Origin of the sequence: Bradyrhizobium sp. sBnM-33, from assembly GCF_032917945.1 — a bacterium.
Classification (GTDB): domain Bacteria; phylum Pseudomonadota; class Alphaproteobacteria; order Rhizobiales; family Xanthobacteraceae; genus Bradyrhizobium.
Genome location: NZ_CP136624.1, coordinates 3,752,510 through 3,764,921, shown reverse-complemented (window position 1 = coordinate 3,764,921; position 12,412 = coordinate 3,752,510). Strand labels below are relative to the sequence as shown.

9 protein-coding genes are annotated in these 12,412 nt (G+C 56.2%); 5 read left to right on the top strand and 4 right to left on the bottom strand.

What is annotated here, in order from left to right:
* Positions 1 to 9 precede the first annotated feature (9 nt).
* The 4 genes from RX328_RS17225 to RX328_RS17210 all read right to left on the bottom strand — a co-directional run bounded on the left by RX328_RS17225 (position 10) and on the right by RX328_RS17210 (position 4,108).
* On the bottom strand, positions 10 to 1,311 hold the full coding sequence (locus RX328_RS17225; RefSeq protein WP_213256518.1) for a DUF4910 domain-containing protein: 1,302 nt from the start codon (positions 1,309 to 1,311) through the stop codon (positions 10 to 12).
* The gene (locus RX328_RS17220) at positions 1,308 to 1,964 is read right to left on the bottom strand and encodes a dTDP-4-dehydrorhamnose 3,5-epimerase family protein (protein ID WP_317258754.1); all 657 of its coding nucleotides are present in this window, start codon (positions 1,962 to 1,964) and stop codon (positions 1,308 to 1,310) included. Before RX328_RS17220 ends, RX328_RS17225 begins: the two co-directional genes overlap by 4 nt.
* Entirely contained in the window at positions 1,954 to 2,736 is a 783-nt protein-coding gene (gene rfbF, locus RX328_RS17215; protein WP_213256517.1) for a glucose-1-phosphate cytidylyltransferase, read from the bottom strand. Before rfbF ends, RX328_RS17220 begins: the two co-directional genes overlap by 11 nt.
* 196 nt (positions 2,737 to 2,932) lie before the next feature.
* Positions 2,933 to 4,108 carry a glycosyltransferase gene (locus RX328_RS17210; protein WP_213256515.1) on the bottom strand — a complete coding sequence of 392 codons (1,176 nt, stop codon included), beginning with the start codon at positions 4,106 to 4,108 and terminating at the stop codon, positions 2,933 to 2,935.
* 702 nt (positions 4,109 to 4,810) lie between these two features.
* Here RX328_RS17210 and RX328_RS17205 point away from each other — a divergent pair.
* The 5 genes from RX328_RS17205 to RX328_RS17180 all read left to right on the top strand — a co-directional run bounded on the left by RX328_RS17205 (position 4,811) and on the right by RX328_RS17180 (position 12,372).
* Positions 4,811 to 6,217 carry a hypothetical protein gene (locus RX328_RS17205; RefSeq protein WP_213256513.1) on the top strand — a complete coding sequence of 469 codons (1,407 nt, stop codon included), beginning with the start codon at positions 4,811 to 4,813 and terminating at the stop codon, positions 6,215 to 6,217.
* A complete protein-coding gene (locus tag RX328_RS17200; protein ID WP_213256511.1) occupies positions 6,214 to 8,244 on the top strand; it encodes a glycosyltransferase family 4 protein in 2,031 nt (676 codons plus the stop codon). The genes RX328_RS17205 and RX328_RS17200 overlap by 4 nt, the downstream gene beginning before the upstream one ends.
* A gap of 68 nt (positions 8,245 to 8,312) precedes the next feature.
* Complete coding sequence (locus RX328_RS17195; protein WP_213256510.1) at positions 8,313 to 9,359, top strand: glycosyltransferase family 2 protein; 1,047 nt, start codon at positions 8,313 to 8,315, stop codon at positions 9,357 to 9,359.
* Between the two features lie 5 nt (positions 9,360 to 9,364).
* Positions 9,365 to 10,831 carry a flippase gene (locus RX328_RS17190; RefSeq protein WP_213256508.1) on the top strand — a complete coding sequence of 489 codons (1,467 nt, stop codon included), beginning with the start codon at positions 9,365 to 9,367 and terminating at the stop codon, positions 10,829 to 10,831.
* 758 nt (positions 10,832 to 11,589) lie between these two features.
* Positions 11,590 to 12,372, top strand: a complete 783-nt coding sequence (locus RX328_RS17180) for a class I SAM-dependent methyltransferase (protein ID WP_213256506.1) — start codon at positions 11,590 to 11,592, stop codon at positions 12,370 to 12,372.
* The last annotated feature ends 40 nt before the right edge of the window (positions 12,373 to 12,412 follow it).

Sequence of the window (12,412 nt, the reverse complement as noted above, 5' to 3'; positions counted from 1 at the left end):
GCAATGCTGTCATCGGTTAGCCTCGATGATGAGATCGGCGTTTCGCGCAAGGTCGGCGGCGCTGCGGATCTGTTCGAAAGGCAGGCGCGACCGCTCGGCCATGTCTAGCAACGAATGCTGACCATCGGCAAGATTGAGCACCCAGAGCAGGGCGGCCTGCGGGATGTCCTTCTGGCCGCTGATTGCCCGGTATAGGCCACGTCTGCCCAGCTGTGGCTCGCCACGGCCGTCTGTACGCACGTACACTCTGTTCTCGTCAAGGAGATCGACGATGGCCCGGAGCATCTCATATGAGTCCGCAAGCGCGCCGGGTGTAATGAACGAGAGATCGTCCGCGGAGGTGTGATACTCCGGGAAGGTTCCGTTCGGAGACCGCATGAAGCATCCCACCGGCAGGTCGTATCCCGGCGAACAGTATTGGCGCTCGTCGTAGCCGATCGGGCTGAACGGCAAAATGTTGAACGCCTTGCCGCTCCGCTCGAGAATGTGGCTCACAGCGCCGTCGATCGCGGCGTCTGCGCGGCGGCTCTGCTTGTAGTTGAACGGACCCGGGTCTCCGACGCAGGTGAGGATCAGTCCGTGCTTGATCAGCTTGGCGCGGTCGCCATGCGCCGCGAGCCAAGTGATGGCGCCTATCGTCGCGGGAGCGAAAAGGAAACGGTAGCTCAGATGCCTTTTCCGGCTGCGCACGTGCGCGGCGAGCGCGGTGGCGACGACGATTCCCGAGAGATTGTCGTTGGCGAGGCTCGGATGACAGCAATGTGCCGAGATGAGCACTTCGTCGTCGATTTCGCCGGGAATATACAACTCGCCGTAGGTGAGTGACCCGGCTTCCAGCGTGCTGTCGATGACGACGCGATAGAGCCGATCCTGCATGCTTTCCCACTGAGTGTGAGCGAGACAGAATCCCCAGCTGTCCGCGTAATAGCCTGTTCTATAGGGGATGAGGCCGGGTTGCTCCGGAAGTGTATGGATGTGAGCGCTCAGCTCGTCCCGGCTGACGATCCGGTCCACAGGGCTGCTGTAGCCGACAAGATGCAGGTTGCAGGCGCTAAAGTCGACGAGAATGCGCCCGTCGAGATCCTCGATGCGTGCGCTTCGGACGTTCCACTCGCGGGGAACCTCCCAGTCGAGCACAGGCGTTCCGGTCGCGACCTCATGGATGCTGAGCGGAATCTCGCGCGCGATCCGGGCGAGCGTCTGGCGAACGCCGTCGCCGGTGAGGCTGCGGTTCATGGGAAACAGGTAGCTGGCGAGCGCGTAGAGGTCGCGGCCGTCCGGCACGTGTTCGGTCCGGGCGAGGCTTGTCATGTTTGCTCCCCGGGCCACCAGGGCAGTCGGAGCGAGAGATCAGGCCAGCACATGTCTCTTTCAGAAATGGCGGACGCGGGCAGCGGCCAGCGGATCGCAACGGCGGGATCATCGTGACGAAAGCCGTCGTAGAGTTCGGGGACGTATTTCTCTCCCATCAGATACTCAACTACCGCGGCATCCGTGAGCGTCTGGAAGCCATGAGCAAAACCTTTCGGGATGTAGACCATGAGATCGTCGTCGCCAGACAGTTCCTGCGCGAACCATCGGCCCCGTGTCTCAGACGTCGGACGCAGATCGACGATGACATCGTAAATGGCGCCTTGGCTGCAACGAACAATCTTGGCATCTGCGTGAGGCGCACGCTGGAAGTGCATGCCGCGAATGCTGCCGCGCCGCAGCGTGCGGGATGTGTTCCCCTGCACTGGTGCGAATGCGATCTTCTGGCTTCGGAACGTCTCCGAGCACCAGACGCGCGCGAACGAACCTCGGTCGTCTCTTACGGTGTTCAGGTGAATGAGCCAGGCGCCTGACTCGCCTATCTGTTCAAATCTCATGGCGGATCGCGGCGTGAAGCTATGGACCAAGCCCTTCCAGATAGGCGCGCACACCGGTCTCGCGGACTGCGAGGGGGCGGCGGCCTCATCTGCCACTCCAGGTTTTCCAGGGAGGAGATCCGCTGTCCCAGAGCTCGTTCAACACCGTCTTGTCTCTGAGGGTGTCCATCGGATGCCAGAATCCGGTATGCCGATAGGCGCATACCTGTCCCTGGCGTGCCATGCGGTTCATGGGATCATGTTCCCATATCGTGTCATCCCCATCGATATAGTCGATCACACCCGGTTCGGCGACGAAGAAGCCGCCGCTGATCCACGCGCCATCACCGCGTGGCTTTTCCGTGAAGGTGTGAACCGTGTCGTCGCCCTCGCGCAGGACCATGGTGCCGAACCGCCCGACCGGTTGGACCGCTGTGACGGTCAGCAACTTTCCATGCTGGCGGTGGAAGCTGGTCAGGGCGGTGATGTCGACGTTGCTGACGCCATCTCCATATGTGAAGCAGAAAGTCCCATCGCCGATATGCTCGCTGACGCGTCTCAGGCGCCCTCCCGTCATCGTGCTCACGCCGGTATCGATGAGGCAGACTCGCCAAGGATCGACATTGTCGGAGTGGAACGTTGCTGTATGGTTCTTCAGATCGTAAGTCACGTCGAGATGGCGCGACGAGTAGTTATGAAAATATTCCTTGATCACATGCGCCTTGTAACCGAGACAGATGATGAAATCGGTTATGCCGTGGACCCCGTAGCCTTTCAAAATGTGCCACAGGATCGGCTGGCCTCCTATTTCAACCATCGGCTTCGGGAGAACGCCAGTCTCCTCTGAGATCCGTGTTCCAAGTCCGCCTGCAAGTATTACGGCTTTCATAAAAAACGCTCCTGCCGACGCAAGACCTAGGGCGGACTATATTACCCAGCGATCGGAAAATGCCCACATCCTTAATGAGCTAACGCTCATGGTCTGGCGGATCTCGGAAGATAGGCCGGCGGAGCTGTGCGACGCAGCCCAGATATTCCCTCATTGATCTGAGGCCGTCAATTGGTTCAAAGCCACAAATTCATTATCAAGTTTTGTGCTGGTTAACGGATCTTCGCAGCGATTCCGCCAACTGAGAGTACAGAACGCGCGTATCATAAAGCGTCCGCACGGTATCTGACGCAGCCTTTCCCAATGACTCGCGATGTTCCCATGCGTTCATAATTCCGGCGGCCAAACCCTTCACATCGCCAACCGGCACGAGGCGACCATTTATGCCGTTAGTGACGAGTTGTTCAAAGGCTCGAATCTGGCTGAGCACGACGGCTGCGCCGCAGGCCATCGCCTCCAGGGCCGCCAAGGCGACGGCTTCATTGTCCGATGGCATCGCGTATACGCCACAGCGGCGGAAATAATCGCGTATCTCAGCACGACCGACAAAACCACGAAACCTTACGCGAGATGACAGAGCCAGATCAGCCGCAAGCCTCTCCAGCATGGGCTTGTCCGGTCCGGTGCCAACAATATCCAGGGTCCATTCCTCGGGTAACTCCGCCATGGCCTGGATGAGATCACTTGTGCGTTTCTGCTTATCGGTCAGCCGCGCTACGGTGAGTACGGTCTTGCTACGTTGCGTAGCGGGGTCGGGAAAGAAATTCGAAACATCACAGCCGTTGGGCTGCAACCTGGAACGGCCGCCGTATCTTTCGATCAATCGGCATTCGTCCTCTGTCTGACCGTAACACAGGACCGCCTTCTTGAACGCACTTGGCTTGCATAACTTCACTACACCTTGTGACAGTCCGCCATGATCGGCGCCCGTTACCGGCAGGCTAACGCGGTGTACGATGTGGTCGAACCTTCCGCTCCAGTGTTCTTGCACATATAGCAGATCTGCATCGTCGTGGATAAGCGCTTCTCCAAGGGACCTCATGAAGGCGATCGCATTAATCCGCTCTTCGGCATACAGAGACCAGCGCGTCTGCCGGCTGAGCCGTTTCAGCCATACCTGCTCGAACGGTCGGTACCAGCGTTCCATTTGAAGAAATCGAACAGCAATGCCTTCATCCGTTTCGTACTTCCCTGCCTCATACAATGCCGGGATATACAGGGTCGGATTGATGCCATTTTCCAATAGGCCACGCGCATAATACCACGACCAGTCGTTTCGATACGTTTCGAGATAGCTTTGTCGGGTCTGACCGAGTACCCCTCCAAAGAATCCTTCGAAGGTGCCGCAGCTCAGCAGCATTGCTACGTTCATGGTATTTCTCTCGATCGGTAAAATTACGTTCGGCCGTCCTTCGGATCCCGATGGCGCACCTCATTAGATGAAGCCCTCGGCCATTCGCTATAAACCGAATGGAAAGCACGGGGCTGCTGAGGCCGGTTTTACCATGGCTGCGAGTGCACCAACTTTAGGCATTGACCATTGAATGCGCGTCTCATAGACAGACCAGGGCATAAATGCTCGTTTATTGTCAAATGCCAGCAACAAATCAGCGCGATATAGCTAAGACGGAATAGCCTTGCTGGTTTAGTTAATGAGGTATACGGATCGAACTGTACTTCATGGACGTCTTCGACAGGTTGGCATCGCGCAGATTAGTTTCCTTCTGAATGCATGCCAATCGCGAAAATATGCGGTGGTCCTGTCAAGGCTAGGTCCGATCTCGTCGCGACCCCATATGGGCAGCGCGCGCGACGGAATATTTCGCCCAGCTGGGACACTGAGACAGATGAGCGTCGGGGCGACAGCTGCGCTGAGTACGCAATCCAATCTTGCGGCATCAGTGCGCCACGTGACCGCCCTGTCATCGAGTTCGGACTCGCAAACCCGAAGAGGCGTAGTCAAGGTAGGTTACCGGGGCGTGTTGGACGCGGTCGCAGTTTGGTATTGGTTACGTCCAGTTTCGCGCGGCGGTCACGCGGATCGAGCAACCTTGACACGGTCGGGTACTGCCTCATGAGCATTGAGCCGATCGGCCTGCTGACGGTCATAGCCGGCCTACTATGCCTACAGCTCGGATATCTTGCCACAGCTTCGACACTCGTGGTTACGACCCTGTTCGGAGCGGCCGCAGCTATCCTGATTGGCGGGGCCAACATCCAGCCTGCGCATCTTTTTCTGAGTTTTGTGGCAGCTACTGTCCTTACCCGCCGCCGCGAGGCGGCCGAGGCGCTTAGGGCCATCCGCATGCCAGAGCCAGGCTTTTGGCTCATGTGCCTGGTGATATACGGGATCATCACCGGCCTGCTAATGCCACGTCTGCTCGCAGGTACCACAGCAATCATTCCGCTTGGTGTTTCGGAACACGCCGACACTGGTTTTACCGTACCGCTTGGCCCCGTATCCAGCAACTTCACTCAGTCAGTATATCTAACAGCTGATCTTGTTTGCTTCACCATGATTGTAGCGGTTGCTTCGACTCAAGCCGGCTTCGTTGCCATCACCGGAGCACTCGTGGCATATGCCACGGGAAACGTGCTATTCGCGTTTCTGGACCTTGGTACCTACTTCTCCAACACACAGTGGCTCCTCGAGTTCATGCGGAACGCCCGGTACACACTCCACATTGAGGAGGAGGTGAGCGGGTTGAAACGTATTGTGGGATCTTTTACTGAAGCATCAGCCTTCGCGGGCTCGACACTCGGGGCACTAGGCTTCGTTGGGACATTGTGGCTGTGCGGCTACCGTCCGGTGCTGACCGGCACACTCGCAGCGGCTTCGCTTGTCCTTGTCGTTTTGTCGACGTCGTCCACGGGACTCGCTGGTACGCCACCTGTTCTCGCGATCCTGTACGCCACAGCCTTGATGCGCCGGGGCATTAACCTCAACAGGCCCTTTAGCTCTGCGGTTCTCATGTGCGCGCCGCTGCTGATTGTCATTGCGATCGTCGCCTTGCAACTGGATGAGGAGACGGCCAAACCAATACACGACTACATCGACACCTTGATCCTCAGTAAATCAACTTCGTCTTCGGGCGTTGACCGCGCTGCCTGGAACAGCTTCGCGCTGCAGAACTTCTTCGACTCTTATGGACTGGGCGTCGGACTCGGCACTGTACGCACGTCGAGCTTCCCCATGGCGCTTCTGTCAAACGTCGGGGTACCAGGAACTATCTTCTACCTGTTGTTTGCGGCCATGGCGTTCGGGCGCCGGCGCGGGACGTCGCACACGTTTCCCGCTGACGTCCGACTTGCGGCGCGCAACGCCTGCCTCGGCCTCTTGATAGGCGCGATTTTCTCGGGCGCGACTGTTGAACAAGGCCTGTTGTTTTACGTGCTCGCCGGCTTGGCCTGCGCCGAACCTGAGCGCAACACCCCAGGACGGTGGCCGGGACTTAGTCGACCAATTGGGACGAGAAAATGAGTTCGATCCCGCCCTTTGCGGTCAATGGCCGCTTCCTAACCCAGCCCATGACAGGGGTGCAGCGCTATGCGCGGAACGTGGTCACCGCGATGAACGCAGCTTTTTCAGAATTGGGTGCTAATGCACCAATCATTGCTCCACCGTCCGCCCCCGATCCGGGCCTCTCGATGATGCCGCTTATCAGTGCCGGCCCGCTCGCCGGGCACGCTTGGGAGCAGATTGTTCTACCATGGCAGTGGCGCGGCCGCCTGCTCAACCTGTGCAATACGGCACCTACCGTGAAGGCCGATCAGGTTGTGTGCATCCATGATGCCAATGTATTCATCGAACCTAAGAGCTACAGTCCTGCGTTCCGCGCCGTTTACCCTCCGCTTCAGCGCCTTATTGCCCATCGCTCGGCTAGGATTGCGACGGTTTCGACCTATTCTGCGCAACAGATCGCACAACATCTGCCAGTGCGTGCTGCGGATATTGCCGTGCTCCCTAACGGGCACGAGCACGCGCTCGCCTGGGATCCCGCTCTCGCACGCATCGGCCCTTCAGCAGTGGCGGGCCTCCGGGAGCATTCAGGGCGTAGCTTTGTGCTCGCGCTAGGGTCCCGTGCACGTCACAAGAACATGCAGCTATTGCTCGCTGCCGCTCCAGAATTTGCCGCGATGGGCTTCGACGTGATTGTCGCAGGTGGAGGCGCCGGCATTTTCGCTTCGCAGACCTTGCCCGCTGCTCCGAACGTGAAAGTAGTCGGCTATGTCACAGATCATGATTTAGCTTACTTGATGGAGCGGGCACTGTGCCTGGTGTTCCCATCTTGGACAGAGGGTTTTGGTCTCCCGATCGTTGAAGCGATGGCACGCGGCTGTCCGGTGGTCTCATCGAACCGCGCCAGCATGCCCGAGGTGTGCGGCGATGCGGCACTGTTGGCGGCGCCTGATGATCCGGCCGCATGGGTTCAGCACGTGCGTGCGCTCGCGCATGCACCGGATCTGAGGCAGGACCTCATTGGGCGGGGGCGCGAACGGGCCCGCCTGTTTTCCTGGGCTGATGCGGCTGCCGGCTACATCGAGCTTATGCGTGAGCCCAGGACTCGTTTGCCCGTGCACAGCGCTGGAGATCGGACGTTGCCCAACATTGCAGTTGTAATCGCAACCCTTGGGCGACCGGAAGTTGTCACCGCGACGCTGAACTATTTACTTGAGACACAGACTCTGAAACCGGCAGCCGTTATTGTGTCCTGCGCCGTTCGTGGAGATGCGGGCAACGCTGCCAATCTGCCGGCTGTCACAGTCGTAACCGGACCGCCTGGGCTGGCAGCACAGCGAAATACAGCCTTGGCGGCACTGCCGAACGGAATTGACGTGGTGGTTTTCTTTGATGATGATTTTGTGGCTGACGCGGACTGGTTGGCTGCGGCAGCCAGGATCTTCCGCGATGATCCGCAGGTGGTAGGCCTCACGGGACGTGTCCTCGCTGATGGCATCAAGGGACCGGGGTTGTGCTTCGAGGATGCCGTCCGCCTTGTGGAAGCCGCCGACCACTCAGCCAACTGGGAGCGCATAGAGCCATTCAGCCCCTACGGCTGTAATATGGCATTCCGTTTGTCCGCGATTGACGACCTACGGTTCGATGAACGTCTGGTGCTCTATGGTTGGCTTGAGGACCGCGATTTCGGCGCGGCCCTCGCGAAGCGCGGGGGCCTACTCATCAAGTGCGCAAGTGCTCGCGGGGTCCATATGGGTGTGAAGAGTGGCCGAGTCGCAGGGGACCGGCTTGGTTACTCGCAGGTCGTTAACCCAATCTATATGCTGCGCAAGGGGACTATGACCCCCGGACAGGTTGCCGGCCAACTCTTCAGGAATATCGCAAGCAATGTAGCGGGCGCGGTGAGGCCAGAGCCGTTCATCGACCGCAGAGGGCGGCTGAGAGGTAATCTCAGAGGATTAGGAGATGTGTTGCGGGGGCGCCTCGAGCCGGAGCGTGCGGTTACGATTAGGCCCGCAACTAAAGGCATCCCCGTGAGGTTGCCATGAGAAAAATAGATGCATCGGTACCGATTGGCCGGAGCAGGTCCGATCCGATCTCCGCACGCGCACACGCCATGAAAACCGTTTCGATAATAATGGCCACCTTCAACGGAGCCCGTTTCATAGGCGAACAACTCTCTAGCTTGGCGGCTCAAACCTACCCTTCCCTCGAACTTATAATATCAGATGACGGATCAAATGACGGTACGCTTGCCATTATAGACGAGTTCTGTCGCAACGCCCCTTTTCCCGTGATCGTTCGCCGCAACGAGACGCGGCTGGGATACGCTGAAAATTTTCTTAGCGCGTCGAAACTCGCTACAGGGGACTACATCGCGTTCTGTGATCAGGATGATCGGTGGACCTCTGAAAAAATAGAAGTCGCAGTAGAAGCGCTTTCTTCATCAGGCGCCGAATTATTTGTTCACTCGGCTAGCCTGATGGACGTATCCGGAAGTACAATCGGCCAATTCTCTCAAGGCATTAATAAAAGCCACGTTTACGAGCCACTCGAACTTGGCCCGTGGGCGGTTTTTTACGGATGCACCATGGTATTTTCGAGAAAGCTTTTGGATTTGGTCGATGGGGCTTACAGAGGGCCACATACTTTCGAATTTGAAGGCTTACTGTCCCACGATCTTTGGATTTACTTCCTTGCTACAAGTTTAGGAAAAGTGATCGTCGATGAGCGACCTTTGATCTGCTATCGGCAGCATCATGCCAACCAGACTCCACACGTGCAAACCCGACGGTTTCGCGCCTGGTGGATTTCCCTGGGAATCGCGGCGCATCCCAAGCTGAAGAGAAGCGAAATTGCGGATCATCGGTGCGGGCTAATGGAACACTTATGCATGTCGGCTAGCGACCCGGGCGTGAAATACGCGGCAACGCGTGCGGCACGATACTGGCGACAACTTGCAATTTACGAACTCGAGAGGGTGAAATTCTACTCAGCTAGAGGGCTTTTTCACCGCGCTCTAGGCTGCGGCATTTTGGCTTGGCGCGGCGGGTATAAATCCGTCGGCCGCGGAGGTCTTGGATGGCAGCTTTTAATAAAGGACTTACTTGTTGGAGTGTTCCGACTGGTTGCCGTGTTCCGAGCTTATCGCTCGTCGAGGTAAAATAGATGTCCGAGAGCTACCTAAAGCGGAACGTCGTTTACAACATCATTGGAGCCTCAATCCCTACATTGGTCGCTGTGCTGACTATTCCGATTTATCTGCGGGTGATTGGAGAAGCACGATACGGAGTTCTATCACTTATATGGCTGGTATTCGGCTATTTCGGGCTTTTTGATTTTGGCTTGTCACGCGCGACTGCACATCGCCTGTCGATGTTACGAAGCAGCGGAATTAAGACCAGAGCAAGCATCTTTTACACTGCGGCCTGCTTGAACGTTGCAACAGGGCTATCTGTGGCTGGGATATTTTATCTCGTTGCTGTCCCCATACTGAACATAACCATCAGCAAACATACGTCGCTCTACGGCGAAGTTTTTGCTTCGCTGCCCTGGATCGCAATTTTTTTTCCGATAGCGCTCTTAAATGGCGTGCTAGTCGGGTGTATGGAGGCCAACGAACGCTTTCTGCAACTTAATATTCAACAAGTGGTTGGCGCCATTTTGCTGCAATGCTTGCCTCTTGCTTTCGTGTATTGGTTAGGATCCAACCTGGAGGTTGCCGTGCTGGGGGCTATCGCAGCACGGACTTTCGCTATTGCTTGGTTGGCTTTCGAATGTATCCGCTGGGCATTTGCCGCAGGATGGCCACAGGTCGATAGGAGCCATATCAAAGAGCTCGTCCGATATGGAGGCTGGATCACCGTCACAAACAGCGTGAGCCCCGTTCTTACGAGTATAGACCAGTTCGTTATAGGTTTACTACTCGGCGCGCGTGCCGTGGCGCACTACTCCATTCCCTTCAGTCTGGCAGGGAAAGCGTTGATCGTGCCGGCTGCACTCACGCGGGCTTTGTTTCCGCGCCTGTGCTACTCGACAACTATCGAAGCCCAAGAACTAAGTCATAGATCACTGATAATTCTAAGCGCCACGATGGCCCTCATATGTGTCCCCGCTATACTGCTCACTAAGTTAGCCCTCGGGATGTGGGTTGGCGAAGACTTTGCTCTTGAGAGCCATCTGGTTGCGGAAATTTTACTGATAGGAGTATGGATTAACGGCCTCGCTTTGATTCCATTCACCCTGCTTCAAGCTCAAAATAGACCGGATCTCGTCGCCAAACTCCATGCGCTTGAAGTGATCCCCTTCGTACTTCTGCTTTCGCTATTCATCAAGATTTTTGGTCTTCCAGGAGCCGCAATGGCTTGGTGCCTGCGGGTAACCGCAGATGGCGTATTGATGTTTCTAGCTGCGGGCTTCAAAGGTGCTGGCTTGAAAGAACTTGGAGCACCAGCGCTCGCTGTCATAGCGGCGTTGCTGATAGCCGAACTTATTAGACCAGACATAGGAGCGGCACTCGCATGGGCTTTGGCGATACTCTCATGCCTGTCGGCGTGGATGCTTAGCCGCCGGGACCAAGTATTGATTTCCTATGTGCGGCCAATAATTTCGAGGATCGTGAATCTTATTTTCTAAGTTTCACTTTGGCGAGCGATCTATTGTCCAACGCTAACGAGTCCGTCGGTTCGAAAGTCGGTTGAGCGCTGATCGAATGATGAAGCAGTATCGTAATCATCAGGAATAGGCCGCAAGCTCAGCCATGAGGACGCGGCGGAAGTTGTGGCCGACCACGAAGAGGACGGCTTTGACGCCGTCTTTCGATAAGCGTCGTTTTGGTCCCACCTTTCACGGAGCATGGGATAGGCGAGTTTCACGATCTCTTTGAAGGGATCGGCTTGTGTCTATGCTTGACCATGCGCTTAAGTCAGACGTGACGACGGGCCGGCTGGAAGTGATCACCGTCTGATCGTCGCCGTCAGGTACGATCGACGGGGTCCAATTGGATCTACGCATAACGAACCCCACGCGACAACAATGCCTTCTCAAATTGGCGTTGATGGTTTCGTTCCCGCCTCTGCGAGTTCTGGAACTCGCCGATTACGTTGCTACCCGCAAAGGGAGGTATTGCAGGATGGCGAAGGCAAAGAGGCAATCTAGCAGCGGGCGCAGGCAAGATCGAGCGCGGGTCGCTGGCGGGCAGGACTACGAGGTCCGCTACGAAGCCGGGAAAACCCGGAAGTCTGCGGTGAAGAAGGCGTCAAGAGGTCGACACAAGCCGGAAGCGGATGGAGCGCCGGCTGGACGTTAGGAACCTCTCGCAGACCACTACATTGATTCGCATCCACGTCTCCCGATGCGACGCCTAGCGAAATCCAAAGAGTCGGAGTCGATCCATGAAGAAAGCATATTGGGGCTTTCCAATCATCCCGACAGCAAAGAATTTCGTACGCGGGCAATACTCTGTGGAAATGATGAGAAAGCTGCTCATCCGGCTTAAAGAACGAATCATCGCGCCTCCGTCATCGGATCCGATGCCGTGGCTTCTTAGCACGCGAACAAGCTTGGACGATTTTTGCAAGAAGATCGACGGACCTCTTTGGGAGGAGTCCAAAGACTCCAGTCAGAAAATACAGATTGCTGCCGATGCAAAAATGGAGAGTCTGGACATAGATCTTGGAGGCGGCGGAAATTTTCCGCTTTTGTATTTTCTCGTTCGCAAAATGAAACCTTCAAACGTCGTAGAAACAGGCGTCGCCGCGGGATTTTCCAGTCAAGCAATCTTGAAGGCCCTTAAAAAGAACGGAAGCGGTCGACTATACTCTAGCGATCTTCCTTATTTTCGTATTCAGGATCCCGAGAAATACATTGGATATGTAGTTGACGACGAACTCAAAGAAAACTGGACTTGTTTGCTCAAGGGAGACAGGAGCAACTTGCCAAACATACTTTCGCGAATTGATAACATAGATATCTTCCATTACGACTCGGACAAATCGTACTCCGGCAGAAAATGGGCGATCAAACTGATACTGCCGCGAATGCACAAAGGCGGCGCAGTCATTATGGACGACATCAATGACAATTGTTATTTTGAGGACTTTGTAAAAAGCAGCAAGGTTAAAGCGCATGTTTTTGAGTTTCATGGCAAATATGTGGGGCTTTTTTTTGTAGAATAGACTCGGTATGCCCTAGGTGTTTAGTCCCGAGCTTTGATGG